This is a genomic window from Comamonas sp. 7D-2 (assembly GCF_022749555.1).
Taxonomy (GTDB): domain Bacteria; phylum Pseudomonadota; class Gammaproteobacteria; order Burkholderiales; family Burkholderiaceae_C; genus Comamonas; species Comamonas thiooxydans.
The window spans coordinates 1,206,485-1,230,426 of sequence record NZ_CP094238.1 but is presented as its reverse complement, the minus strand read 5'-3'; the positions used below and the strand labels follow the sequence as shown (position 1 = coordinate 1,230,426).

The 23,942-nt window shown below is 61.7% G+C and carries 25 protein-coding genes; 8 read left to right on the top strand and 17 right to left on the bottom strand.

Annotated elements, in window-relative coordinates; genetic code table 11:
* The first annotated feature begins 5 nt into the window (after positions 1-5).
* Genes MPZ60_RS05565 through MPZ60_RS05555 form a run of 3 tightly spaced genes read left to right on the top strand, consistent with a single transcriptional unit; the run spans position 6 to position 3,366 of the window.
* Entirely contained in the window at positions 6-455 is a 450-nt protein-coding gene (locus MPZ60_RS05565) for a type IV pilin protein (RefSeq protein ID WP_034359776.1), read from the top strand.
* Positions 456-488: 33 nt separating this feature from the next.
* Positions 489-1,598, top strand: coding sequence for a bifunctional diaminohydroxyphosphoribosylaminopyrimidine deaminase/5-amino-6-(5-phosphoribosylamino)uracil reductase RibD (gene ribD / locus MPZ60_RS05560; RefSeq protein WP_034359774.1), 1,110 nt, complete (start codon positions 489-491; stop codon positions 1,596-1,598).
* 52 nt (positions 1,599-1,650) lie between these two features.
* Positions 1,651-3,366 carry a phosphatidylserine/phosphatidylglycerophosphate/cardiolipin synthase family protein gene (locus MPZ60_RS05555; protein ID WP_034359772.1) on the top strand — a complete coding sequence of 572 codons (1,716 nt, stop codon included), beginning with the start codon at positions 1,651-1,653 and terminating at the stop codon, positions 3,364-3,366.
* Here MPZ60_RS05555 and MPZ60_RS05550 read toward each other — a convergent pair.
* Positions 3,320-4,363 (bottom strand): tRNA-dihydrouridine synthase, encoded by a 1,044-nt coding sequence (locus MPZ60_RS05550; protein WP_034359770.1) that lies wholly within the window; start codon positions 4,361-4,363, stop codon positions 3,320-3,322. The two genes, MPZ60_RS05555 and MPZ60_RS05550, sit on opposite strands and share 47 nt — an antisense overlap.
* A gap of 173 nt (positions 4,364-4,536) precedes the next feature.
* Between MPZ60_RS05550 and MPZ60_RS05545 the strand changes: the two genes are divergently transcribed.
* Complete coding sequence (locus tag MPZ60_RS05545) at positions 4,537-5,151, top strand: hypothetical protein (RefSeq protein ID WP_080746200.1); 615 nt, start codon at positions 4,537-4,539, stop codon at positions 5,149-5,151.
* 11 nt (positions 5,152-5,162) lie between these two features.
* Here MPZ60_RS05545 and MPZ60_RS05540 read toward each other — a convergent pair whose 3' ends face one another.
* The 6 genes from MPZ60_RS05540 to MPZ60_RS05515 all read right to left on the bottom strand — a co-directional run bounded on the left by MPZ60_RS05540 (position 5,163) and on the right by MPZ60_RS05515 (position 12,789).
* Positions 5,163-6,377, bottom strand: a complete 1,215-nt coding sequence (locus MPZ60_RS05540) for a class I SAM-dependent methyltransferase (protein WP_052052618.1) — start codon at positions 6,375-6,377, stop codon at positions 5,163-5,165.
* Positions 6,378-6,410: 33 nt separating this feature from the next.
* Entirely contained in the window at positions 6,411-6,935 is a 525-nt protein-coding gene (locus tag MPZ60_RS05535) for a GNAT family N-acetyltransferase (protein ID WP_034348967.1), read from the bottom strand.
* Between the two features lie 267 nt (positions 6,936-7,202).
* On the bottom strand, positions 7,203-8,642 hold the full coding sequence (locus tag MPZ60_RS05530) for a coniferyl aldehyde dehydrogenase (protein ID WP_034359768.1): 1,440 nt from the start codon (positions 8,640-8,642) through the stop codon (positions 7,203-7,205).
* A 180-nt stretch (positions 8,643-8,822) separates the two neighbouring features.
* Entirely contained in the window at positions 8,823-9,179 is a 357-nt protein-coding gene (locus tag MPZ60_RS05525; RefSeq protein ID WP_034359766.1) for a hypothetical protein, read from the bottom strand.
* Positions 9,180-9,208: 29 nt separating this feature from the next.
* On the bottom strand, positions 9,209-11,821 hold the full coding sequence (gene clpB, locus MPZ60_RS05520; RefSeq protein ID WP_034359764.1) for an ATP-dependent chaperone ClpB: 2,613 nt from the start codon (positions 11,819-11,821) through the stop codon (positions 9,209-9,211).
* 131 nt (positions 11,822-11,952) lie between these two features.
* Positions 11,953-12,789 (bottom strand): helix-turn-helix domain-containing protein, encoded by an 837-nt coding sequence (locus MPZ60_RS05515; protein ID WP_238585634.1) that lies wholly within the window; start codon positions 12,787-12,789, stop codon positions 11,953-11,955.
* 207 nt (positions 12,790-12,996) lie between these two features.
* Here MPZ60_RS05515 and MPZ60_RS05510 point away from each other — a divergent pair, with 207 nt between their 5' ends.
* Complete coding sequence (locus MPZ60_RS05510; RefSeq protein WP_034359762.1) at positions 12,997-13,890, top strand: DMT family transporter; 894 nt, start codon at positions 12,997-12,999, stop codon at positions 13,888-13,890.
* 88 nt (positions 13,891-13,978) lie between these two features.
* On the opposite strand, the gene moaE is transcribed toward MPZ60_RS05510, so the two are convergent.
* Complete coding sequence (gene moaE / locus MPZ60_RS05505) at positions 13,979-14,437, bottom strand: molybdopterin synthase catalytic subunit MoaE (protein ID WP_034359810.1); 459 nt, start codon at positions 14,435-14,437, stop codon at positions 13,979-13,981.
* Positions 14,438-14,490: 53 nt separating this feature from the next.
* Here moaE and MPZ60_RS05500 point away from each other — a divergent pair, with 53 nt between their 5' ends.
* Positions 14,491-14,745: a hypothetical protein gene (locus tag MPZ60_RS05500; protein WP_003057869.1), complete on the top strand. Its 255-nt coding sequence runs from the start codon at positions 14,491-14,493 to the stop codon at positions 14,743-14,745.
* A gap of 3 nt (positions 14,746-14,748) precedes the next feature.
* Positions 14,749-15,075 (top strand): hypothetical protein, encoded by a 327-nt coding sequence (locus tag MPZ60_RS05495; RefSeq protein ID WP_034359760.1) that lies wholly within the window; start codon positions 14,749-14,751, stop codon positions 15,073-15,075.
* Positions 15,076-15,159: 84 nt separating this feature from the next.
* Here the strand turns inward: MPZ60_RS05495 and MPZ60_RS05490 are convergent, their stop codons facing one another.
* The 3 genes from MPZ60_RS05490 to MPZ60_RS05480 all read right to left on the bottom strand — a co-directional run bounded on the left by MPZ60_RS05490 (position 15,160) and on the right by MPZ60_RS05480 (position 16,832).
* Complete coding sequence (locus MPZ60_RS05490) at positions 15,160-15,747, bottom strand: hypothetical protein (RefSeq protein ID WP_034359757.1); 588 nt, start codon at positions 15,745-15,747, stop codon at positions 15,160-15,162.
* Positions 15,744-16,094: a GIY-YIG nuclease family protein gene (locus MPZ60_RS05485; protein ID WP_034359755.1), complete on the bottom strand. Its 351-nt coding sequence runs from the start codon at positions 16,092-16,094 to the stop codon at positions 15,744-15,746. Before MPZ60_RS05485 ends, MPZ60_RS05490 begins: the two co-directional genes overlap by 4 nt.
* A gap of 171 nt (positions 16,095-16,265) precedes the next feature.
* Positions 16,266-16,832 carry a TetR/AcrR family transcriptional regulator gene (locus MPZ60_RS05480; RefSeq protein ID WP_034359808.1) on the bottom strand — a complete coding sequence of 189 codons (567 nt, stop codon included), beginning with the start codon at positions 16,830-16,832 and terminating at the stop codon, positions 16,266-16,268.
* Between the two features lie 95 nt (positions 16,833-16,927).
* On the opposite strand from MPZ60_RS05480, the gene MPZ60_RS05475 reads away from it, so the two are divergent.
* Positions 16,928-18,121, top strand: coding sequence for an MFS transporter (locus MPZ60_RS05475; RefSeq protein ID WP_052057707.1), 1,194 nt, complete (start codon positions 16,928-16,930; stop codon positions 18,119-18,121).
* 108 nt (positions 18,122-18,229) lie between these two features.
* On the opposite strand, the gene MPZ60_RS05470 is transcribed toward MPZ60_RS05475, so the two are convergent.
* From MPZ60_RS05470 to thrC, 6 genes are all read right to left on the bottom strand, one after another.
* Positions 18,230-18,583, bottom strand: a complete 354-nt coding sequence (locus MPZ60_RS05470; protein WP_034359753.1) for a recombinase family protein — start codon at positions 18,581-18,583, stop codon at positions 18,230-18,232.
* On the bottom strand, positions 18,580-20,007 hold the full coding sequence (locus MPZ60_RS05465) for a short-chain fatty acid transporter (protein ID WP_003064320.1): 1,428 nt from the start codon (positions 20,005-20,007) through the stop codon (positions 18,580-18,582). Before MPZ60_RS05465 ends, MPZ60_RS05470 begins: the two co-directional genes overlap by 4 nt.
* 234 nt (positions 20,008-20,241) lie before the next feature.
* Positions 20,242-20,496, bottom strand: a complete 255-nt coding sequence (gene moaD, locus MPZ60_RS05460) for a molybdopterin converting factor subunit 1 (protein ID WP_003064318.1) — start codon at positions 20,494-20,496, stop codon at positions 20,242-20,244.
* Between the two features lie 11 nt (positions 20,497-20,507).
* Positions 20,508-21,764: a gephyrin-like molybdotransferase Glp gene (gene glp, locus MPZ60_RS05455; RefSeq protein ID WP_034359751.1), complete on the bottom strand. Its 1,257-nt coding sequence runs from the start codon at positions 21,762-21,764 to the stop codon at positions 20,508-20,510.
* A gap of 14 nt (positions 21,765-21,778) precedes the next feature.
* Positions 21,779-22,321, bottom strand: a complete 543-nt coding sequence (gene mobB, locus MPZ60_RS05450; protein ID WP_034359749.1) for a molybdopterin-guanine dinucleotide biosynthesis protein B — start codon at positions 22,319-22,321, stop codon at positions 21,779-21,781.
* A gap of 130 nt (positions 22,322-22,451) precedes the next feature.
* Positions 22,452-23,876: a threonine synthase gene (gene thrC, locus MPZ60_RS05445; RefSeq protein ID WP_034359747.1), complete on the bottom strand. Its 1,425-nt coding sequence runs from the start codon at positions 23,874-23,876 to the stop codon at positions 22,452-22,454.
* Positions 23,877-23,942 lie beyond the last annotated feature (66 nt).

Genomic DNA, 23,942 nt, shown 5'->3' with positions numbered 1-23,942 from the left:
TAGATATGTACCTTTACCGAAACAACAAACAACGAGGCTTTACGCTCATCGAATTGATGATCGTGGTTGCCGTCATTGGCATTCTCGGCGCCATCGCCTACCCGAGTTATACGGAATACGTGCGCCGCGGCCATAGAGCTGATGCTCGGGCAGGACTGTTGCAAGCGCAGCAATGGATGGAGCGCGCAGCAACGGCAACAGGCGTCTACCCAAGTGCCATACCAGATACACTGACGTGGGCCAGCGACACAAACAAGCGTTACACCATCAGCCTCAATAAAGATGGCAACAAGGACACTCAACTGGCATTTATTTTGAGTGCAGCACCCAAGTCTCCCGGCCCACAAGCCAGCGATAAATGCGGGACCTACACAATCAGCAATACAGGACTGCGTGGAGCAAATGGAAAGACATCTGGTCAAACCGGCTACGACACAGATTGCTGGGGCAAGTAAGCCCCGCACCTCTGCATTACCATTCTGGGCAAGATGACAAACTCTGCCCACTTCATGAACAAAGCGCTTGAGCAGGCTGCTCAGGCGCTTTTTCTTTCTTCACCCAACCCGCGTGTTGGCTGCGTGATCGTCGATGCCTCGGACCGCATCATCGGCCAGGGCTTTACCCAGCAGGCCGGTGGCCCGCACGCCGAGGTGATGGCTTTGCGCGATGCTGCAGCCAAAGGCAACGATGTGCGTGGAGCCACGGCCTATGTGACGCTGGAGCCCTGCTCCCACCATGGCCGCACCGGCCCCTGCTGCGACGCCTTGATCGCAGCCGGCATCGGCAAGGTGGTGGGAGCGCTGACGGATCCCAATCCGCAAGTGGCCGGCCAGGGTTTCGCGCGGCTGCGCGCTGCGGGTGTTGATGTGGAGATCGGCCCTGGCGGAGCTGAATCACGCGAGCTCAATATCGGCTTTTTCAGCCGCATGATTCGCGGCACACCCTGGGTGCGCATGAAGGCTGCCAGCTCGCTGGACGGCGTCACGGCCTTGCACAACGGCCAAAGCCAGTGGATTACCTCGGCGGCCGCCCGGGCCGAGGGACATGCCTGGCGTGCCCGTGCCTGCACGATTCTGACCGGCATAGGCACGGTACTTGAAGACAATCCGCGCATGAATGTGCGGGACGTAGACACGCCACGCCAGCCACGCATTGCCGTGGTGGACAGCAAGCTGGACATCCCGCTGGATGCTCATGTTTTGAAAGCACCTAGCGGTTGCCTCATCTATACCTGCAGCACAAAGCAATCCAAAATTGAAGCACTGCAAGCGCTAGGCGCTACGGTTATTGATATGCCCAATGCTGCAGGCAAGGTCGATCTGGCGGCCATGCTGCGGGATCTGGCCGCGCGCGGCACGAATGAGCTGCATGTGGAAGCGGGCTTCAAGCTCAACGGCTCCCTGATTCGCGAAGGCCTGGTCGATGAGCTTCTCTTCTATCAAGCCCCGAAACTGCTGGGCACGGGTGCCATGGGCATTGCCAACTTCGGCCCGCTCGACAGACTGGACCAAGGTCTGCCACTGGTGTTCCATGATGTCGCCCGCCTCGGACCGGACCTGCGCATTGTTGCCAGAGTCCAGGGCCGAGAGCAGTTCTAGCGCAGTCTGTGTCCGACATGTGAACCCGGTCATCATGGGTTACAAAGCAGCAATGACGGCTTCTATCTCAACATCGTCACGGCTGCAGCCATCAGGGCCGCAAAAGCATCTGGCGCTGCTTGCCGGCGTCATTGCCGCGATGCTGCTCACAGGTTGCGCGGCATCGCTGCCCAAGGATGTGGAGCGCCCCGTCAGCACCGCACTGAGCCAGCCCCAAAGCACCGAGCTGGGCCTGTTCATCTCTCAGGCTCGCCCGGCCAAGGCAAAGCCAGATGCCTCGGCTTTTGCCTTGCTCTCCGGCCCCAAGCATGCCCTCAGCAGCCGCATGGCGCTGGTGGAAAACGCACAGAAAACGCTGGATCTGCAGTACTACGCCATCCATGCAGACCAAAGTACCGGGCGACTGCTGCGCGCCGTCGTGCAGGCGGCCAAGCGCGGCGTGCGCGTACGCGTGCTGCTGGACGACTTCCACAGCACGGGGCCGGACGCGCAGGTCATGCGCCTGGCTTTTGTGCCCAATGTGGAGATGCGCATGTTCAACCCGCTGGCCGGCTCGCGCGCCTCCACCATCGGCCGCGCCTGGACCTTGCTGACCGACTTTCAGCGCGCGCAGCAGCGCATGCACAACAAGCTGTTTGTAGCCGACAACACCCTGGCCGTGATTGGCGGGCGCAATCTGGGCGATGCCTACTTTGACGCCTCCAATGAAGGCAATTTTGTCGATCTCGATGTCTTGACCGGCGGCCCGGTCGTCAAGGATTTGTCGCGCAGCTTCGACCGCTACTGGAACAATGTGCGCGCCTACCCCGTGCAGTCGCTGATCAGCGAGCCTGACTTGCTCAAACTCAAAAAGCAGTTTGAACAGGAAGACGCCAGGAGCGAAGCCGAGCATGCTCGTAACACCGCTGTCCCCAGACCGGAACCCGAAGACAGCCCTTTGAATCTGAACCAGATCCCATGGATCTGGGCCCAGGCCATGGTGCTGGCCGACAGCCCGACCAAGATTCCTGCTGAAGGAGCGGAGCGGACTGCCGCCGATGAGTCATTCGAAGCAGCGGTGCTCAAGGCCGACGACGCCAACAGCCTCCCCCCCTTGGCCACACCAGCGCTGAATGCCGAGTCGGTGGTCGATGGTCTGCTGGCTCTGATTCGCTCTGCCAGGCGGGACTTGCTGGTCGTTTCGCCCTACTTTGTACCGGGGTCGGAGATCATGGATGCCTTTCGCACCGCACGCAGCAAAGGCGTACGCATCCGGGTACTGACCAACTCCCTGGCCTCCAACGATGCTCCACTGGCACATGCCGGCTATGCCCGCCACCGCAAGGCACTACTGGAGATGGGCATCGAATTGCACGAAATGCGCAGCGAAGCGGCCAATGTCAGCTCCGCCCTGCGCGCAGGCGGCACGGGCTCCAGCGGGGGCAGCTCCGGTGCTTCGCGGGCCATGCTGCACACCAAGCTGCTGGTCATAGACGGGCGGCTGGTCGCCGTGGGTTCCATGAATCTGGATATGCGCTCACGCCTGCAGAACACCGAGATCGCCGTGCTGATCGCCAGCCGCCGCTTCAGCCAGCTAGCCGGCGACAGCATCGATGAAAGCCTGCCCGAAAACAGCTGGCGGGTGGACCTGGATCCCAAGGGAAAGCTGGTCTGGCGTGCACCTCAGGACAGCGGGCTAGCGGACTCTTACTCGGAGCCCGATGCCAGCCTGGGGCTGCGCCTTATGCTGCTGCTGCTCGGGCCTCTGGCTCCGGACAGTCTGCTTTAGGCGTGGTTTGCGGCCAGGCCCATTCCTGCTGCAGATCACGCTGTGGCAGCGCATGTACCCAGTCGCTGATGGCGCGTTGATCGGTCTGGGTGCGCACTTCCTGATAAGCCAGCTCGGCCTCGGGAAAACGTCTGCGCATGAGGTTGAGCCACTGCTTGAGGCGACCCGCACGCTGGCGCGGCTCCAGATCCTCGCAGACCATATGCCAAAAACGCTGCACCTGGGGCACCAGCACCAGCCAGTCAATGCCAGCGACCGTGCTGACGCTGCCGTGCTCCACGGCGCGGCGCACGGCCAGGGCCAGACCCGGATCGGCCACAATGCCACGCCCGAGCATCAGATCGTCGCAGCCCGAAACTTCGCGGCAGCGCAAGGCCTCTTCCACAGTCCAGATCTCCCCATTGGCCACCACATTCACGCCCACCGCCTCGCGGATGCGCGGAATCTCTTCCCAATAGGCCGGCGGACGATAGCCGTCCAGCTTGGTACGCGCATGGACGACGATCTCACAGGCACCGCCCTGCTCCATGGCCTGGGCGCATTCGGTCATCAGCGCCCGGTCGTTGAAACCCAGCCGCATCTTGGCCGACACCGGCATCTGCGCGGGCACGGCACGGCGCACGGCGTCCACCACGCGCACGATCTGCTCGGGATCCTGCAGCAGCGATGCACCGCCGCCATGGCGGTTGACCACCTTGGCCGGGCAGCCGAAATTCAGATCAATCCCCTCGGGGCCCAGGCGCGCCAGATTGGCAGCGTTCTCGGCCATGCTGACGGGGTCCGAGCCCAGCAGTTGCGCCCGCACCGGCACGCCGGCCAGCGTCCGGCTGCCGTTGCGCAGCTCGGGCATGGTACGCAGATAAACCTTGTCCGGCAGCAGCGAGCCGCTGATGCGAATGAATTCGGACACGCAGCGATCCGCGCCGCCCACTCGGGTCAGCACATCGCGCAACACAAAATCCAGCAGCCCTTCCATGGGCGCAAGCAGCAGTCTCATTTCAGATTCAAATCAGATTGACCTGCAGCGCTTATCAGAAAACGCCAGCAGCTATTAATTCAGAAGCAATTGGCAATTGCTTGAACAGCAATGACGGAATGATCCACTGCGAATTGGCGCAGATTCACACCAGTGTCATCGTCAGCTCATGCAATAGCGCATCCGCACTTGTAATGCGCCAGACAGAAGCAGCCATGATTTTGCAGAAAACCGCCAAGGCCCAGGAGGAACTTCAGCCCGGATCGCGCCAGCTGCCGCAGCGCGCGCGCTCCCTGCTGTTGCTGGCCGGCGGCAAGAGCATGGAAGAACTTGCCGCCATGCTGGGCAGCGATCATGCCGTACTGGCCCAGCAATTGGTGGAACAGGGATATCTTCAGCTGGTGACTTCATCCAGCGCCCCCAGAGAGCGCGGCATGGCCCTCCACCCTGCAGCGGCTCTCGCCACCCTCGGCGAAAGCCCTGCCTCACCGGCCCTGGCGCCAGCCGAAGAAGCCACTGATTCGACACCAGCCATCAATATGGCGGGCACGCGCATGTATTTATTCGATATGTGCGAGCGCCTGTTTGCCAACCGCCATGAGGCCCTGGCCCAGACATTGCGCACCCAGCTGCGCGAGGCCAGAGACCTGGCCAGCTTGCGCAGCGCAGGCATCAGCCTGTTGGCGGCTGTACAGGAATATGCAGGCGAAGAGCGCGCACATTCGCTGCGCGAGAGGCTGGCGGCCCTGCTAGCGCATGGGGAAGCAGCCGATCCAACCTGCCAGGAACTGCAAGGTGCAACGGCCTAGCAGCCTAGCTGTCAGCCGGCCTTGGCCAGACGCCAAAGCGAGGTCACTTCGGCAGAGCGCGCAATGTGCAGAGGGTCCTCTCGATCCTGTACCTTGCCATGATGCGGGCGAACATCCTCACGCCCCAGCACCTTGAGTCCGGCGGCTTCAATCCAGCCCAGCAGCTCGTCACGCGTGCGCAGCTTCAGATGCTCGGCCAGGTCGGAGATGATGAGCCAGCCTTCGCCACCTGGCAGCAGGTGCGCTGCCAGCCCTTGCAGAAAGCCGCGCAGCATGCGGCTGTCTTCGTCATAAATCGCCTGATCGAGCACCGATGCTGCCTTTCCCGGCAGCCAGGGCGGGTTGCAGATGATCAGACCGGCCTGCCCTTGCGCAAACAGATCGGCATGCTGCAGCTCCACCCGGGAAGCATGACCCAGGCGCTGCAGATTCTCGCAGGCGCAGGCCAGCGCACGCTCGCTGGTATCGGTGGCGACCACCGACTTCACGCCGCGCTTGAGCAGCAATGCCGAGAGCACGCCCGTGCCGACACCAATATCCCAGGCCTGTTCCAGACCGGCTGCGGGAATGCTTGCACGCGCCACCAGATCGAGATACTCGCCGCGCACGGGCGAGAAAACACCGTAGTGCGCATGAATGCGGGCGCCATCCAGGGCAGGAATCTCCACCCCCTTCTTGCGCCACTCATGGGCGCCGACCACACCCAGCAGATCGCGCAGCGGCACCAGCACGGACTGCGCATGCACTTCGGCCGGAACTGTGCCCCACGCCTCAGAGCAGGCCTGACTCCAGTCAGGAGCCCGGCGCAAGGCGCAATGCCATTGCACATCCAGCTCGATCAGAATGCTGGCCAGCATGCGTGCACGCTGGGCCTGGGACTGGCGGTACAGATGAAAAGCGTGGGGAAAGCCTGCAGCAGCAGGGCTCTTTGCCGGGCTCTTGCGTCGCGACTTCTTGTCCAGCCGGCGGCCCAGTGCCAGCAACAACTGACGCGCATTCTGAAAATCACCGCGCCACAGCAGCGACGCACCTTCACTGATATGGCGAAACGCCGTATCAGCGGGCATGGTGTCATCGGCAACTTCGATGCGGCGGGGCTTGGGCAAGCTGCTTTCGCTGCGCCACAAAGCCGTATGGGCCTGGGCTTGCTCCTGCCATTGCAGCAGGTCGAAAGCAGATGCGGGAGCGCAGACTGAGGCCGCGAGCTTGCTATTGGGAGACGTCACGGCCTGTCTTTCAGTGAGTGCTGAACGCTGTGATCAGCCGTTCAGAGGACGCTTGACGCGCACTTCTTCAATCTTGATGCTGCCAATCACAGCCGTCTTGGCCGTGGACATTTCACGCTTGAAGCCTGCCATTTCATGGAAACGCAGGGCACGCTCGTTGCGCAGCGGAATCCAGGCTGTCACATTGGTGCAGCCTTCTTCCAGCAAACCATCTCGGGCGGCGTCCCACAGGGCAACGCCAACACCTTGATTCCAGTGCGAAGGGGCTGCATAGATAGCCCAGATCTCGCCGGTGGTTTGGCGGGACTTTTCATCACGGGAGCGGTCAAAGCCGACAAAGCCAACGATCTTGTCGCCGTCAATGGCGACCTGGACCTGTGGCTCACAGTATTCAATAGCTTCGCGCCAGTAAGCCTGGCGCTTTTCAACCGAGGACATGGCCTTCAGTTGATCATCGGGAACCAGACCTCGATAAGCCTCCAGTGCGGAAGCAGTATGGATCTGGGCAATCGCTTTTGCATCGCGAAGAGTAGCGGGACGGACCTGGATACTAGACATGGAAAAACCGGGGCGGAAACATGTAAGAATAGAAGGGCGTAATTGTCTACAGATTCAGAGTTTTGGCACGCGGTGCAGTGGTTAGCCATTTGCTCAACTGCGGCTGTTCGCAATTTCTTGCTATGGCGCAATCTATGTGCTATGCGCTCCACTAAGCAGAGCAGCAAGCCCGCAACCATCAATGGTTTGCGTCACATTTGATGACAATCTGGCAAGCGCTCACGACAGCACCGAAGCGCTCAATCCCTGTTCAGCGGCCAAGAAACTTCAGAGCCAGCGTCGCATGAAGTCCATCACCCGGTCGAATTTCTCCCCAAATGGCGGGTACAGCAGGGAAGTCGCCGCCCAGCGCGACTGCACGAAAACCGCCTTCTGGTGCACAAAGCGCAAAAAGCCCTGCTCTGCGTGATAGGCACCCCAGCCGCTGTCGCCGACACCGCCGAATGGCAAGTTCTCATGCGCCACATGCAGCAAGGTGTCGTTCACACAGACGCCTCCGCTGACGGTGCGCATCAACACCGCATTGCGCTCGGCCTCGTCGTTGCCAAACCAGTACAGCGCCAGCGGGCGCGGGCTGGCGTTGATGGCATTGATCACGTCTTCGATATGCTCGTAGGAGATCACAGGCAGGATGGGGCCGAAGATCTCTTCCTGCATCAGCTGCATCTCGCCCGTGGCGCCGAACACCAGCGCCGGAGCGAACTGGCGCTCCACCGCCTCGCCCCAGGCCGTGGTGTCGCCATCGACCGCAGGGGCTGCGGCCTCATGCATCCAGTGCACCTGCGCTCCCAGGCTTTGCGCCTGACGCAGCATCTGCTTGAGTCGTGCCAGATGGCGCTTGCTGATGATGGCCGTGTAATCCGGGTTGCCCGAGATGCGCGGGTACAGCTGCTGCACCGCCGCCTGATAGGCCTCGGCAAACTCCTGCTCCTTGCCGCGCGGCAGCAGCACATAGTCGGGAGCAATGCAGGTCTGCCCGGCATTGACCAGCTTGCCATAGGCCACCTTGAGCGCAGCGGCCTGCATATCGCAGTCCTGCGCAATGATGCAGGGCGACTTGCCCCCGAGCTCCAGCGTGGTGGGTGTCAGGTGCACGGCTGCCGCCTGCGCCACACGCCGCCCCACGGCCGTGGAGCCTGTGAACAGCAGATGATCGAATTGCAGACCCGAGAACTGCGTGGCCGCGGCCACGTCTCCCTCGATCACGCAGAACTCTTCGGGTGCAAAGAACTGGGCGACCAGCTCGCCCATTTTTGCCGAGGTATGCGGCGTCAGCTCGCTGGGCTTGAGCATCACGCGATTTCCCGCCGCCAGAGCCGTGATGGCCGGCGCCAGCGATAGCTGCAGCGGATAGTTCCAGGGCGAGATGATGCCCACCACGCCCAGAGGCTGGCGCTCCACCCAGGCCTTGCCCGGCTGCAGCATCAGTGGCGTGCGCACGCGCTGACGCTTGCTCCACTTGGGCAGATGCTTGAGCGTGTGCCTGAGCATATTGCGCACCAGCATCAGATCCAGCATCTCGGTCCAGCGCTCGGAGCGCACGCCAAAGTCCTGCTCCACCGCCGCGCACAAAGCCGGGCCGTTCTCGTCCAGCATCTTCTGCAGACGCAGCAGCCTCTCCCGGCGCACCAGCAAAGGTACATCGACCTGCGTGCGGCTGGCTTGGTACTGCAAGTCAAAAATGCGGTGCAAGTCCATGTAGTTCATGCCTGTCTGAAAATCCCAAGATCACAGTCCCGACCATACCGCGAGACTGCGTAAACACAGCGTAAAAAAAGAGCCTGATGCAACACTGCACAGGCTCTTGTGTGTTGACCGCGAAACAAGCCTGCGGCCCTTTATTGCCTCACCTGCTCCAAAGTATGAAGCCTGTGTAAGCGCTTGTCATTACGACTCGTGCACCTCGCGTGGCTGCACATCGGTCACATCGCCGGCACCCGGCAGAACGCCGCGACGCCCGCGGGCTTCACGCCCATTCTTCTTGGCATCGGCATTGCCCGACGATTGCGCCATCCACTCGGCCCCCGAGCGGTACACCGTCTGCCAGCCGGCAAAGGGGCTCATGGCGCCCATGCTCATGGGCACCACGGGCTGGCCCGTGAGCCTGGCCCACAGGGCGCGCGCACCCCAGGCCAGGGCGATGAGGCAGGCCACGGCCATCAGGCACAGGAAAAACACCAAGCCCACCAGCATCAGCATGATGCGGACGGCCCAGCGGGTTGCAGTGGCGGCGAAATCGTTCAAAGCAATACCTCTTTCTAGGGTTCAGATCCTCAGGCAGCGCCTGCGGACTCGAACCGGAACACCCCGGGATCATTCACCGGGTCGACTGTCACAGCTATCGTACTCTTGGGCGGGAATTTCCCCTCAAGTAACAACTTGGACAGCGGGTTTTCAATACGCTGCTGGATTGCGCGTTTGAGCGGGCGGGCACCGAACACGGGATCGAAGCCCACCTTGGCCAACTCGGCCAGGGCCTGCTCGGACACCTGCATGCTCAGTTCCATCTTCTGCAGACGGCTTTCCAGCAACTTCAGCTGAATCCTGGCAATCGCCTCGATGTTCTTGGCATCCAGTGCATGGAAGACCACGGTTTCATCGATGCGGTTCAAGAATTCGGGTCGGAAATGGTTTTTAAGTTCCCCCCAGACCGCTTCCTTCACATCATCGGCATCCTCGCCAACCATGGCCTGTATCAGATGCGAGCCGATATTGCTGGTCATCACGATCACGGTGTTCTTGAAGTCCACCGTGCGGCCCTGGCCATCGGTCAACCGGCCATCGTCCAGAACCTGCAGCAATACATTGAAGACATCAGGGTGGGCTTTTTCCACCTCGTCCAGCAGCAGCACGCTATAGGGCTTGCGGCGCACGGCCTCGGTCAGGTAGCCGCCTTCCTCGTAACCCACATAGCCGGGGGGCGCACCGATCAAGCGTGCCACAGAGTGCTTTTCCATGAACTCACTCATGTCAATACGCACCAGATGGTCCTCGCTGTCGAACAGGAAGCCTGCCAGCGCCTTGCACAGCTCTGTCTTGCCCACGCCCGTGGGGCCGAGGAACAGGAAGGAGCCGGTGGGGCGATTGGGATCGGACAGACCCGAGCGCGAGCGGCGAATGGCATTGGCCACGGCGCTGATCGCCTCCTCCTGGCCCACCACGCGCTCGTGCAGCTTGTCTTCCATGTGCAGCAGCTTGTCTTTTTCGCCCTGCATCATCTTTGCCACGGGGATGCCCGTGGCACGACTCACCACCTCGGCGATCTCCTCGGCTCCGACCTGGGTGCGCAGCAGCTTGTTGGCCGTCGCGCCATCCTGGCCTTCTTCCTTGGCCTGGGCTTCGTGCAGCTGCTTTTCGAGTGCCGGCAGCTTGCCGTACTGCAGCTCGGCCACCTTGTTGAAATCGCCCTTGCGCTTGAACTCCTCGATCTGGATGCGCAGCTGATCCACTTCCTTGCGGATCTGCTCCGAGCCCAGAGCGCTGGCTTTCTCGGCCTTCCAGATTTCCTCAAGGTCGGCGTACTCGCGCTCCAGACTCTCAAGCTCTTCCTCGATCAGCTGCAGACGCTTTTGCGAAGCCTCGTCCTTTTCGCGCTTCATGGCTTCACGCTCGATCTTGAGCTGGATCATGCGGCGCTCGAGCTTGTCCATCACCTCGGGCTTGGAGTCCATCTCGATCTTGATCTTGGCCGCGGCCTCGTCGATCAGGTCAATGGCCTTGTCGGGCAGGAAGCGGTCGGTGATGTAGCGATGGCTCAGCTCCGCAGCGGCAACGATGGCGGGGTCGGTGATATCGACGTTGTGATGCGCCTCGTACTTCACCTGCAGGCCGCGCAGAATGGCGATGGTGTCCTCCACCGAAGGCTCGTCCACGATGACCTTCTGGAAGCGGCGCTCCAGAGCGGCATCCTTTTCGATGTACTTGCGGTACTCATCGAGCGTGGTCGCACCCACGCAATGCAGCTCGCCACGCGCCAGTGCGGGCTTGAGCATATTGCCAGCGTCCATGGCGCCATCGGCCTTGCCGGCGCCCACCATGGTGTGGATCTCATCAATGAAAAGAATGATGCGGCCTTCGTCCTGTGCGATTTCCTTGAGCACGGATTTGAGGCGCTCCTCGAAGTCGCCGCGGTACTTGGCACCGGCCAGCAGGCCCGCCATATCCAGCGACAGCACGCGCTTGTTCTGCAGGCTCTCGGGCACTTCACCGGCCACGATGCGCTGGGCCAGGCCTTCGACAATGGCGGTCTTGCCCACGCCGGGCTCGCCGATGAGCACGGGGTTGTTCTTGCTGCGGCGCTGCAGCACCTGGATGGCGCGGCGGATTTCATCGTCGCGGCCGATCACGGGATCGAGCTTGCCGCTGCGGGCGCGCTCGGTCAGATCCAGCGTGTATTTCTTGAGCGCTTCGCGCTGGCCTTCGGCTTCTGCACTGTCCACGTTCTGCCCTCCTCGCACGGCATTGATGGCCGCCTCCAGGCTGGATTTGCTCACGCCGCTCTGCTTGAGCAAGGCACCGGCACGCGTGGCCGAGCCTGCGGCATCGGCCAGCGCCAGCAGAAACAGCTCGCTGGCGATGAACTGGTCACCGCGCTTGAGGGCTTCTTTCTCCGAGGCCTGCAGCAGGCGGGCCAGCTCGGAGCCGACCTGCACATCGCCTTGCTGCTGCACGCGCGGCAGATCAGCCATGGCCTGTTCTGCCAGGTTTTTGAGTTGTTGCACATTGCCGCCGGCGCGCTGCAGCAGCGCACGCGGGCCGTCGTCCTGGCGCAACATGGCCACCAACAGGTGCAGAGGGTCGATGGTGGATTGATCAGCACCGAGCGCCAGGGACTGCGCGTCGGCCAAGGCTTCTTGGAATTTGGTCGTCAGTTTGTCAATTCGCATGGTTTGTCGCTTTCGCTCCAATCAGATTCATTGCCATTTATCTGATAGTCAAACAGGGGGTTTCAAGACCCGAATGCGCAAAAAACAGCAAAAAGCAGATCCGCAACCGCCCTGCTTGCGGTATATCAAGTTCAAGCATCGCGCCAGCACCGAGCCAGTTGCGTAGGAGTAAGCCCATAGTGCTTGCGAAAGCTGCGCAGCAAATGACTGGCATTGGCAAACCCCGTTTCGGCGGCCAGCCATGCAAGCTGCGGCGTGCGTCCTCTTGCACCGCCTGCGCTACCCAGCAGGCGGGCGCAGACCTGCTGCAGACGCCGCTGCATGACCCAGTCATGCACGGTGCATCCCATGCTTTGATGGAACATACGGGCAAAGTGATATTCGGACAAGGCCACGACCTGCGCCAGCGCGGGCAAGCTCAGGGCTTTGCTGTCGGCCAGATGAGCCTCCACATAGTCAAGCACCTTGCGCCGGGCCGTGGATGACAGGCCACCCAACGGTTTCAGCAGCTTGTGCCGCTGCCAGGGCGCCGCCGATTGCAGCACCAGCCGATCCAGCACTTGCTGGCTCAGGAAGTCCGCCTGCCATATGTCGTGAGCCTCACTCCAGTCCAGTCGCCGCAGCGCCTGCGACCATTGCGCATAGATTGGATCCTGGGAATAAATCTGCGGTGTCAGCGTAATGCTGCGCGGCTCGGCATCCAGCAGGCGCACCACTCGGTCGGCCCAGGCAATGTCAGAGACATACAGGTGCAGAAACTGCACAGGCTCACGCACCAGCCAGCGCGATTCATGCTCGGCCGGGAGAACGCAAAAGCGCCCTGCTTCGCCTCGGGCCAGTGCATCGCCCTTGAGTTGCGATCCCCGACCTCCGGCCAGATAGACAGACAGCGTGTGATGGCCTTGCTGCCGGTAGTGCACCTCATCATCGTGATTGGTCCAGATGGCCAATTCCAGCGACTGACTCAAACCCGCTCTGCGCCTGATCTGGGCGCGTGACCGAGCCAGTACATGACTCAGATGCGATGGGGCGGATACAGCGCTGGCGGGCATGCCTGCATTGTGGCGCCAGCTATCTGGCCGCGCTTGCTGCAGCGCCACAAAACCGCAGGAATGTGCAATGCAGAGCCAATCCAGGCGCGCAAGATCTGGTTCTTCCAAGCACCAAGACTTGCCATGCTTTTACCTCTTTATGCCCTGGTCGTGCTGATCTGGGGCTCCACCTGGATCGCTCTCAAGATGCAACTGGGCAGCGTCCCCGTAGAGCTGTCCATCGCCTACCGCTTTGGTCTTGCCTCCCTGGTGCTTTTTGCCTGGCTGCTGCTGACCCGCCAGTGGCGCGTCCCCCGCGGCGCAGCCATTCCACGCGTGCTGGGCCAGGGACTATGCCTGTTCAGCCTGAACTTTGTCTGCTTCATGCACGCCAGCGAGACCCTGACCAGCGGCCTGGCTGCCGTGGTGTTTTCCAGTGCCAGCATCTGGAATGCATTTCTGGCGCGAGTCATCCATGGCCGCAGGCTTGCGCCCAATGTGCTCGCAGGCAGCGCTCTGGGCCTGACGGGTCTGGTGATTCTGTTCTGGCCAGAGCTGCAGCAGGGTCAGCACGCCAGCTGGCAAGGTCTGTTGTGGGCGCTGGGTGGAACGCTGTGCTTTTCCTGCGGGAACATGCTTTCTGCATCGCTGCAGGGCCTGGGCTACAAGCCGCTGCACACCAATGCCTGGGGCATGCTGGCCGGCACGCTGCTGCTGCTAGCGTATGCGCTGATCGCCGGTCTGCCCTGGCACTTTGACACCAGCCCGCAATATGCAGGCGCACTGCTGTATCTGGCCATTCCCGGCTCGGTGATTGCCTTTACCGCCTACCTCACACTGGTGGGTCGACTGGGCCCCGAGAAAGCCGCTTATGCCACGGTGCTGTTCCCCATAGTGGCGCTCAATATCTCGGCCGTGGTGGAAGGCTATGAATGGACTGCTGTGGGACTGCTGGGCCTGGCCCTGGTGATGGCCGGCAATGTGCTGGTCTTCAGGCCGCCACGCTGGCTGCAGCCGAACGGTCTACAAAAAGCATAGCATCTACCGCTCTTATGCACTTCATTTCAGATGATTTTTCGACTGAAACTCAATGAATAAATGCGAAAGCAGCTATCAATTCATAGAATTATTGCCATCGCGCCAATGCCTGCTCGTCGCTGACACGCGCATCCACCCATCGTGCGCCTTGCTCGGTCTGCTCTTTTTTCCAGAACGGCGCTTCGGACTTCAGATAGTCCATGATGTATTCGCAGGCCTCGAAGGATTTGCCGCGGTGGGCGCTGGTCACTGCCACCAGCACGATCTGGTCCATGGGCTGCAGCAGGCCGATGCGGTGAATCACGCGCGCGCCATAGATGCCAAAGCGCGCCACGGCCTTGTCGATGATGGCCTCGATCGACTTCTCGGTCATGCCGGGGTAATGCTCGAGCTCCATGCTGGAGACGGCATCGCCCTCGTTGCGGTCGCGCACCGTGCCGACAAAGCTGCAGACCGCGCCCACGCGTGCATCGCCGGCGCGCAGGGCGGCAATCTCGGCCGAGAGGTCAAAGTCCTGGGTCTGAATGGATACACGTGCTTCAGTCATGCCTGCATTGTCGCAGGCCAGCATGGGCATGTCTGCCGCATTAGCATTGGGCCATGGCCACACAAACCATCAATCTGCCGGAGTACACGCTGTACCCCTCTCCGCGCAATGAGCACCGGATGATTTTCGAGTTCCAGCTCTTTGTGCCCTATCCCTATGAGCTGATCCACCTGCCCGACTACAACTTCAAGGGCAAGGCCACGCTGTTTGCCGCCCACCGCAAGCGCGACAACAAATCGGGCCAGCTCATTACCTGCGAGCTGGCCGTGGACATCGAGCGCTTCGAGCGCCTGTTCGAACCAAGCTAAGCCATGGACGACACCAGCCAGATTCAGCCGCCGACCAGCTTTGCCGAGCTGTTTCGCACGCGCAGCGGCAAGCTGTCCGTACCGATTGCCGAGGTCGTCGCACGCTATGAGCTATGCGAAGACCTGGCAAGCCATCTGACCGAGCAGGCACAGACGCTCTATCACTCGGGCAACTCCTCCGAAGAACAGGTGCTGCTGGGCATGCACGCGGGCCTGGCCGCGGAGGGCTCGGTCGTCACGGCGCCTGAGGCGGGCTGGATCGTGCAGCGCCTGGCCGAGCTGCTGGAATGGCGTGCACCGCAGTTCCCCACTCCAGCAGACCCGGACTGAAAACCCGGGCACAACGGATCTTCAGCGCTTTCAGACAGGCATTTTTCGCTCCAGTTTCAGGAGTTTCCTCCACGTCGAAGCAGATCAGAAGGCTCCGACAGGCGCATGCAGACGCTGCCAAGCCAAGGCCCGCCAGTCAGGCGTTCCATAGGCGGCGACCAGATCTCGCCCTATGGCAGCCCAGGCCGGATCTGCCGGGTTCAAGCCCAAAGCCTCGATGAATGGCGCTTGCACGATGAAGCACTGGCGCCGATAAGGCAGCAAAAAGCCATCCGCCTGCTGTGCGAGCACACTGCGCGCCTGCGCGTACTCGCTGAACCAGATGTGCAGAAGAATGCCGCTACGCGGCACATGCCAGAAGCTGCCCATGTCATCTCCCGGTGCCGCCAGCGCCCCCAGCACCCGACGCGCCTGCTCCCAGCCGGCAAAGCCGACCTCGCGCGCCGCCTGATGCAAATGGTCGCGCAATGAGGCCGAGCCCGCAGCACCCTTGCGCCGCGCACGGTTCAGGCGCACGCGGGCGCGTACCTTGAGTTCGTCGACCAGGGCCTGCGGCGAAACGAATCCGCAAACAGAACCTGCCCCCATGGCCGGACTCGACGGATCAATGGCTGCAGCACCACCGAGCAGCGCTTGGCCTGAACACATGGCATTCACGGTTTCACTGCTCATGGCTGTACCCCTTGCAGCTCTTGCTGCCACAGGGAAAGCAGGGCCTGAAGTTCGGCGTCATAGTCGAACAAAGGATCGTCGCGCTCCTTGACTCGGTCCAGTACCTCAAAACGAAATGCCCGTGCGCCATGGCAAGCCCAGGCCTGGGCCAGTGCCGCATCGCGCCGGGAGCCATTGCTCAGCTCGAACCGCAGGCGGTTGAGCGTTGCGTCCACATTGCGGCTGGCACCCAGGCGCAACAAGTCAGCGACATCGCAGCGCACCGCGTAGATGCCCATGGCGGGAAACGCCTGTTTGTAGTCCCGCGTCAGCGCGCGCCGCGCCTGGGGGTGGAGAGATGAAGTCATGACAGTGCTCCAGGTTGCATCGGAGCCTCCCGCGCTGGGCCCCTAGAACAACCATGGTCTGACAGAACATCGAAATCGAGCGTGAACACGCTGTCGAAAGCAAGGGTGAGAGCCTCTTGTGCGGGCAGGCGTCCCTTGGCACCTGTGGGCCGCGATTCTAGGGCAAGAGCCTCAGACCTGTTCAGGCATCAGTTGTTCGACCAGCTTGCGTCCGAACGCCACATCGGGCTGCAGACCATAAAGAATGCGATAGACGATGGGTGCCACCAACTGGTCCAGCATGGCTTCCACATCGGGCGCCTCTTCGCCACGTGCACGGGCCCGGCCCAGCACGATGCCAAGCTGGTCGCGAATGATGTCCACGCAGGCGCAGGTCACCTGGTCTTCCTGGGTTGCCACCAAGGTATCGCGCAGCAAGGTTCGTCCCAGGGGAGAGCCCATTTCCTCGATGTATTGCTCGGTCCAGGCCTGCAGATCGCCGTGCAGACTGCCCGTGTCCGCAGGCTCGGCAATGGGACGGATGCGCTCCAGCGCCACATCGGCCAGCAGTTGCGGCAGATCGCCCCAGCGGCGATACAGCGTGGAAGGCGTCACGCCGGCTTCGGTGGCGATCAGGGGAAAGGTCAGCTCCTCGCGCGGCATTCGCTCCAGCAGTTTCCTCACCGCCTGATGCACGCTGGCCTGTACACGGGAGCTGCGCCCGCCAGGCCGGGATTGGACTGGGTCTTTTGCAATCATGGTCATTAAAGCTAAATATTTGCGTTAACAGCAAACTAACGCAGAATACGCAAACGCAAAAAATTTGCTTTTATGGTAGCGGAGCCTGCTTTTCCATGCCCACATCCTCTGTATCCCTGACTGCGGTGTCCAGCACCCGCAATATGGCTGCTGTCGCCCTGACCCTGGCCAGCTTTCTGGCGGCATCCAGCGCTCCCACGCCCTTGTATCGCCTCTACCAGCAGGCCTGGGGCTTTTCCTCGGGCATGCTGACCCTGATCTTCGCGGTCTATGCCTTCAGTCTGCTCGTCGCCCTGCTCACCATGGGCGCACTGTCCGATTACCTGGGCCGGCGCCCCGTCATTCTTGCCGCCCTCGGACTGGAGGCGGTCTCCATGCTGATGTTCGCCCATGCACAGGATGCGCAGGCTCTGCTCTGGTCGCGTGTGGTGCAGGGCTTTGCCACCGGTATGGCGAGTGCAGCCCTGGGCGCGGCCCTGCTCGATCTGGACCGTGAACGCGGTGCGCTGATCAATACGCTGTCCCCCATGCTGGGTATGGCAGCCGGCGTGTTCGGCGCCAACCAACTGGCCAGCCACGGTCACGACGGGCTGCACCAGGTCTACTGGTGGCTGCTTCTGGTATTTGCGGCATCGGCCTGGGCCATTGCCGTGATGCCTGAAACCGTCAGCCGCCGCAGCGGAGCCCTGGCCTCCATGCGCCCTCGCATCCGCCTTCCCGCGCATATCCGCCCTGCATTCCTGCGCATGGCGCCGCTGGACATCGCTGCCTGGGCGCTGGCGGGCTTTTATCTGTCGCTAGGCCCCACCCTGCTGCGCGTGATCACCGGCTCCACCTTGATGGCAGGCCTGGCCGTGTGCATCAACACCTTGAGCGCCGCAGCGGCCATCTGGCTGCTTCGCCACTGGACGGCCCAGCGCATGCTGCGCTTCGGTGGTTCGGTTCTGCCGCTGGGCATCGTGATTCTTCTGCTGGGCGTGGCCAGCCACAGCCTGACGCTGATGGTGGCAGCCTCCATCATTGCCGGTGCGGGCTTTGGCGTGGGCTTTCAAGGGGCGCTGCGCAGCGTGCTGCCGCTGGCCGAGCCACATGAACGCGGCGGCCTGCTGTCCACCATCTATGTGCTGAGCTATCTGGCCTTCAGCCTGCCGGCCATCGCCGCAGGCCTGCTGACCCAGAGCCTGGGGCTGGTGCCCACCACCTATGGCTATGGTCTGATGCTGATTGTGCTTGGCTTGCTGGCACTGGCTGCCACAAGGCAGAAAGCGGTCGCACGGCATGGCGCATAAACTGTGCGTTGCGGTCTTGCTCTACATTGCCTGACTCATTCGTCCCCGACCTCCATCAAAAAAGCCGTGCAGCAAACGCAGCACGGCTTTTTGATCGGCATGACGGCCTCAGGCCTGGATCGACTCGGCAGCCTTCCAGTCTGCGTAGCGGTTCAGAATGCGCTGCACTTGCCCATGGGTCCACTCACCGCCCTTGGCGGCCGCAATGCCCCGCGCATTGAGTTCGGCCGCCATGGCGCGGTGGGTCAGACCTTGTTGCAGCAATTCGGCGAACAGTGCTTCGTGCTGCCTGGCAAAGGCATCGGCTGCCGATTTACGTTTTTCCACCGTGGCGCGGATATTGGTCGCACCGGCCGTGCCCAGCTTGACTCCGCGCTCACGCGCTTGGGCCAACGCCTTGCGGGTACGGGCGCTGATCTCTGGGTTCACTTCGGTAGATGGCAAATCGGCGGTTTCGGTCATGGCATTACAGGGGGGATATAGCTCAGGGTCTGACCCAGGAACCATAACAGGAACAGCACCACGGGCGCATGAACCAGCAACTGCACAAAGTTGAAGCCGATCAGATCACGCGCCTTGAGGCCCAGCACGCCCAAGAGCGGCAGCATGTAGAAGGGGTTGATCAGATTAGGTAGAGCCTCAGCAGCGTTGTAGATCTGCACGGCCCAGCCCAGGTGGTACTGCAGATCATTGGCCACTTGCATCACATAAGGTGCTTCCACAATCCACTTGCCACCGCCAGAAGGCAGGAAGAAGCCCAGCACGGCCGAGTAGGTGCCCATCAGCAGTGCATAGGTGTCATGCGTGGCAAAGCTGGTGAAGAAGGTGGAGATATGGTGGGCAATGCTGGCACCGCCGTCACCCTTGACGTCCGTCATGATGGCCGCAATCGCACCATACAGAGGGAACTGGATCAGCACGCCGGTCGTAGTGGGCACGGCACGTGCCACGGCATCGAGAAAGCTGCGGGGGCGCCAGTGCAACAGCGCACCGGCCATGAGAAACAGCAGGTTGTAGGTGTTCAGCCCAGAGATTGCCTGAATGAAAGGCTTGCTCGAGAACTCCTCCACCATCCAGCCCACGGTCAGCGCCACCAGCAAGATGATGAGGATGGGGCTGTATTCAAGCCATTCGCCGGGGCGGCTGGGCTTTTTGACTTCCTGCACGACTTCTGTGCCCAGGTCGACCTGGCATTGGGCCGCATCACGCGCGGTCTTCTCACCGGGTGCCGTCATGTAAGCCACGACGATGGAGATCACCATCAGCACGCCCAGCATTACGCCGGACTGCCACAGAAAGATCGTCTGCGTGAACGGAATCACGCCGGTAATGGCCAGAATGCCGGGAGGCAGGCTTGCAGGGTTGGCCTGCAGCTGCGCCGCCGAAGACGAAATGCCCAGCGCCCACACGGCACCCAGACCCAGATAGACGGCGGCACCGGCGGCACGGTAGTCCATCTTGATGTCGGTGCGGCGTGCCAGTTCCTTGACCAGCAGACCGCCGAACACCAGGCTCAGCCCCCAGTTCAGCAGCGAGGCGCTCAGCGCCACAAACGCCACCCAGGCCACGGCGCCACGGCCGGTCTTGGGCACACGGGCCAGCGCCTTGATGAGTGCAGATGCGGGCTTGGAGCTGGCCACCACATAACCGCCAATCACCACAAAAGCCATTTGCATGGTGAAGGGGATCAGACTCCAGAAGCCCTTGCCGAAGGCCTTGCTGGTTTCCTGCACCGGCGCACCAATGGCAAACGCTGCCAGCACCACGATGAAGATGCCGACCACGGCAAACACCCAGGAATCCGGGAACCACTTCTCCGCCCAGCTGGCGCAGCGCATGGCAAAGCGCGCAGAGCGGGTCTCCTCCATATTGACGTGAGTTGTCATGAGTAAGTGCTTTCTGTCTTTCTTGTAGAAAGCGCGGATTCTCCAAAATGAATCTCGTCAGATTCACGAAAATACGCCCAGGAAAACCCTAGTAAGCAATCTCACGATCAAGGCTGGCACCTGGAAACCGACAGACAGCAAAAAGGCCTGTGCAAGCGGTTTGCACAGGCCTTCTGTGGACTTCAGGCTTCTTCAGAAACCGTTTTTAGAGGCTCACAAGCGCTCAGAGACTCATCAGCCCCCCGTCACTGGCGGAAAAAATGCCACTTCGTCGCCATTGCTGAGCACGGCATCGGCATCGCAGATATCCTGGTTCAGCGCCATGCGCACAGCCTTGCTGGCAGCCAGCACCTGGGCAGCCGCATCGCTGCGGCTCATCAGTTGCTCGCGCAATGCTCCCACGGTGGCTGCCGGGGTCTGCAGGCTTTCGCTGCCCGTACCCAAGGCTTCCCGGATAGAGGCGAAATATCGAATCGTAACGGTCTTCATCTCCAACTCCATCAGGCCATGAGCTCGGTAAACGGGATAAAGCGCACACTGTCGCCCATGGCAATCGTGGTGCCGGCAGGGTTGTCCACCACGCCGTCGCCCCAAGCCGCGGAAGTCAGCACGCCCGAGCTCTGGTTTCTGAACAGCTCCAGTCCGCCACGCTCGTTGTAGCGCACCCGCAAAAACTCTCTGCGCTTGTCGCCCTTTGGCCAGACGAAATCGGCGCGCGCCTCTATGGCTCGCGGCAGCACATGCTGCACGCCCTGCAGACGCAGCAGGAACGGGCGCACCAGCACCTGGAAGGTGACAAAGCTGGAGACCGGGTTGCCCGGCAGACCGATGAAATGCGCAAAGCCCGTGCCGGACTCGCGATTGACGCGGCCATAGGCAAAAGGCTTGCCAGGCTTGATGTTGATCTGCCAGAGGTCCAGCTGACCCAGCTCCTGCACTGCGGGCTTGATATGGTCTTCCTCGCCCACGGAGACGCCGCCGCTGGTGACGATCACGTCGTGGTCCATGGCGGCATCGGCCAGCGCGGCAATCGTGGCCTCGCGGTCATCGGGAACAATGCCCAGATCCGTCACCTCGCAGCCCATGCGCAGCAGCAATGCACGCAGGAAGAAGCGGTTGCTGTTGTAGATGCTGCCCGCTGGCATGTCCTGCGGTGCCACGGTACCGGGCATGACCAGTTCGTCGCCGGTGGAGAACAGGGCCACACGCGGCTTGCGTGCCACCTGCAGGCTGGCAAAGCCCATGCTGGCTGCAAGACCCAGATGGGCCGGAGTGAGGCGGGTACCGGCTTCGATCACGGTGGCGCCCTGCGTGATGTCCTCGCCCGCGCGGCGAATCCACTGGCCGGCACGGGGCTGGGCCTTGATGCGCACGCGGCCGTCCTCGAGCAATTCGCAGTCCTCCTGCATGACGATGGCATCGGCCCCGGCCGGCACGGGCGCACCCGTGAAGATCCGGGCGACGGAGCCAGCGGCCAGCGCCTCGGGCGAGGTGCCGGCAGGGATGCGCTGCGACACCGGCAGCACCGCAGCGCCGTCAGCACATTCGGCGATGCGCACCGCATAGCCGTCCATGGCCGAGTTGTCCTGAGGCGGCACTTGCAGCGGCGAGACGGCGGCCTGCAGCAGCACGCGGCCATCGGCATCAAAGGAGTCCACCATTTGTGCGCCGGCCTGGGGCTGGGCATGGGCCAGCAGCTCCTGCAGGGCTTCATCCAGAGGCTTGAGCGGCTTGCGAGGCGTCTGTGGTGCTTGCATTGCTGTGTCTTTCCTTAGTTCTTGTATTGCAGAGAGTCCGAATGAGCCAGCAGCCATTGCAGCACAAGCTGGGGCTGGTTGAGATCCAGCACGGGCTGGACAGGCACTTGAGGCAGGTCATGGGCAGCGTCGGTGGCAACTGCCAGCACCCTAGGGTCATGTGCAAACAGCGGCTCCAGGCTCTTGCCCTTGTCCAGCCTGTCCTGCTGCTGCCGCCAGACCTCTATCTTGGGCAGCTCGCCATGCTTGAAGCCTTCGACCAGCACCCAGTCCACGCTGGGATCCAGCTGCGCCAGCATATGGTGCACGCTCAGCTGAGCAGGCTGCTCGTATTCGCGCATCAGCGCCATGCGTCTATCGGACGCGAGCAGCACTTCATAAGCGCCAGCCTTGCGGTGACGCCAGCTGTCCTTGCCCTCGCGATCCACATCAAAGTCATGGTGGGCATGCTTGATGACCGAGACCCTGAGTCCGCGCTGCTTCATCAGCATCACCAGCGCCTCGACCAGGGCGGTCTTGCCCGCGCCCGAATATCCGGCAAAGCCTATGACCTTCATCTTGATTTCAATATATTTTTGATAGCTACCAACACTCTATGGGTAAGCGAAAAATACCAATTTTATCCAAAGAAAAAAAAGCACCTGTCGCCAAGCCACAGATGCTTTTCAAGCTTAACGCCGCAGGACTTTATCTGCAGTTTTCGGCGATAAAGGCCTTGACCTGGTCCACGTCGGAGGCCATGACGACCACACGCTTGGGCAGGTCTTCAATGCCATTGAACTTGGCGGGACGGTCGGGCTGGCGGCCCAATGCTTCTTCGATCGTCGCGGCAAACTTGATGGGCAGAGCGGTTTCCAGCACCAGCATGGGCTCGGCGCCCAGATGCTCTCGCGCCACCTTCACGCCGTCGGCGGTATGGGTGTCGATCATCTGATCAAAGCGCTCGAAAGTGTCCTTGATGGTGGCCAGACGGTCGGCGTGCGTGCTCTTGCCGCTCACAAAACCGTACTTGCCGGCCGCATCCTTGAAGGCGGGATCTGTGTTCAGATCGAACTTGCCGGCCTTGGCCACGCCTTCGGTGAACAGCTGCTTGGTGCGCACGCCGTCGCGTCCCACCAGGTCGAACACAAAGCGCTCGAAATTGCTGGCCTTGGAGATGTCCATCGAGGGGCTCGATGTCTCGTAGGTATTGGCCGAGCCTCGCACCTGGTAGACGCCGGTGCGGAAGAACTCGTCCAGCACATCGTTTTCGTTGGTGGCCACCACCAGCTTGGCAATGGGCAGACCCATCTGGCGCGCCACATGGCCTGCGCAAATATTGCCGAAGTTGCCCGAAGGCACGGTGAAGCTCACCTTCTGGTCATTGGAGCGGGTGGCCTGCAGATAGCCGGCAAAGTAGTAGACCACCTGGGCCAGCAGACGTGCCCAGTTGATGGAGTTGACAGTACCAATCTTGTACTGGGCCTTGAAGGCGTGGTCGTTGGAGACGGCCTTGACGATATCCTGGCAGTCGTCGAACACACCTTCGATGGCGATGTTGTGGATGTTCTCGTCCTGCAGGCTGAACATCTGCGCCTGCTGGAAGGGGCTCATGCGACCGTGTGGGCTGGTCATGAAGACGCGCACGCCCTTTTTGCCGCGCATGGCGTATTCGGCCGCACTGCCGGTGTCCCCGCTGGTGGCGCCAAGGATATTCAGTTCCTCGTTGCGGCGGGCCAGTTCGTACTCGAACAGATTGCCCAGCAGCTGCATGGCCATGTCCTTGAAGGCCAGCGTGGGGCCGTTGGACAGGGCTTCGATGTGCAGCACGCCGTCCAGTTGACGCACGGGCACGATGGCGTCGCTGCCAAAAACTTCCCTGGTATAGGTCTTGGCACACAGGGCGCGCAGATCTTCGGCCGGAATGTCGTCGATATAGAGCGACAGAATCTCGAAGGCCAGGGCCGCATAGCCCTTGTTGGCCAGCGTCTCGCGCAGCTGGCTCAGCTTGGCATCGTCGATCTGGGGATACTCGACGGGCAGGTACAGGCCGCCATCGGGAGCCAGGCCTTCGAGCAAAATGTCGCAAAAACGCTTGCGGTCAGCATGGCCGCGGGTGGACAGATACAGCATCTCAAACTCGCCAAAAACTAAAATTCGGAACGGACAGCCAAACGGACAGAAGTCATGCCGCCAAGC

Coding starts and splice junctions, on each gene's coding strand:
- MPZ60_RS05470 (WP_034359753.1), bottom strand. CDS start 18,583: ATGACCGAAACCGCCGATTTGCCATCTACCGAAGTGAACCCAGAGATC.
- mobB (WP_034359749.1), bottom strand. CDS start 22,321: ATGAAGGTCATAGGCTTTGCCGGATATTCGGGCGCGGGCAAGACCGCC.
- MPZ60_RS05535 (WP_034348967.1), bottom strand. CDS start 6,935: ATGTCTAGTATCCAGGTCCGTCCCGCTACTCTTCGCGATGCAAAAGCG.
- moaD (WP_003064318.1), bottom strand. CDS start 20,496: ATGAAGACCGTTACGATTCGATATTTCGCCTCTATCCGGGAAGCCTTG.
- ribD (WP_034359774.1), top strand. CDS start 489: ATGACAAACTCTGCCCACTTCATGAACAAAGCGCTTGAGCAGGCTGCT.
- moaE (WP_034359810.1), bottom strand. CDS start 14,437: ATGACTGAAGCACGTGTATCCATTCAGACCCAGGACTTTGACCTCTCG.
- MPZ60_RS05555 (WP_034359772.1), top strand. CDS start 1,651: ATGACGGCTTCTATCTCAACATCGTCACGGCTGCAGCCATCAGGGCCG.
- clpB (WP_034359764.1), bottom strand. CDS start 11,821: ATGCGAATTGACAAACTGACGACCAAATTCCAAGAAGCCTTGGCCGAC.
- MPZ60_RS05495 (WP_034359760.1), top strand. CDS start 14,749: ATGGACGACACCAGCCAGATTCAGCCGCCGACCAGCTTTGCCGAGCTG.
- MPZ60_RS05565 (WP_034359776.1), top strand. CDS start 6: ATGTACCTTTACCGAAACAACAAACAACGAGGCTTTACGCTCATCGAA.
- MPZ60_RS05530 (WP_034359768.1), bottom strand. CDS start 8,642: ATGAACTACATGGACTTGCACCGCATTTTTGACTTGCAGTACCAAGCC.
- MPZ60_RS05490 (WP_034359757.1), bottom strand. CDS start 15,747: ATGAGCAGTGAAACCGTGAATGCCATGTGTTCAGGCCAAGCGCTGCTC.
- MPZ60_RS05510 (WP_034359762.1), top strand. CDS start 12,997: ATGCTTTTACCTCTTTATGCCCTGGTCGTGCTGATCTGGGGCTCCACC.
- MPZ60_RS05550 (WP_034359770.1), bottom strand. CDS start 4,363: ATGAGACTGCTGCTTGCGCCCATGGAAGGGCTGCTGGATTTTGTGTTG.
- thrC (WP_034359747.1), bottom strand. CDS start 23,876: ATGCTGTATCTGTCCACCCGCGGCCATGCTGACCGCAAGCGTTTTTGC.
- glp (WP_034359751.1), bottom strand. CDS start 21,764: ATGCAAGCACCACAGACGCCTCGCAAGCCGCTCAAGCCTCTGGATGAA.
- MPZ60_RS05485 (WP_034359755.1), bottom strand. CDS start 16,094: ATGACTTCATCTCTCCACCCCCAGGCGCGGCGCGCGCTGACGCGGGAC.
- MPZ60_RS05475 (WP_052057707.1), top strand. CDS start 16,928: ATGCCCACATCCTCTGTATCCCTGACTGCGGTGTCCAGCACCCGCAAT.
- MPZ60_RS05545 (WP_080746200.1), top strand. CDS start 4,537: ATGCGCCAGACAGAAGCAGCCATGATTTTGCAGAAAACCGCCAAGGCC.
- MPZ60_RS05465 (WP_003064320.1), bottom strand. CDS start 20,007: ATGACAACTCACGTCAATATGGAGGAGACCCGCTCTGCGCGCTTTGCC.
- MPZ60_RS05480 (WP_034359808.1), bottom strand. CDS start 16,832: ATGATTGCAAAAGACCCAGTCCAATCCCGGCCTGGCGGGCGCAGCTCC.
- MPZ60_RS05500 (WP_003057869.1), top strand. CDS start 14,491: ATGGCCACACAAACCATCAATCTGCCGGAGTACACGCTGTACCCCTCT.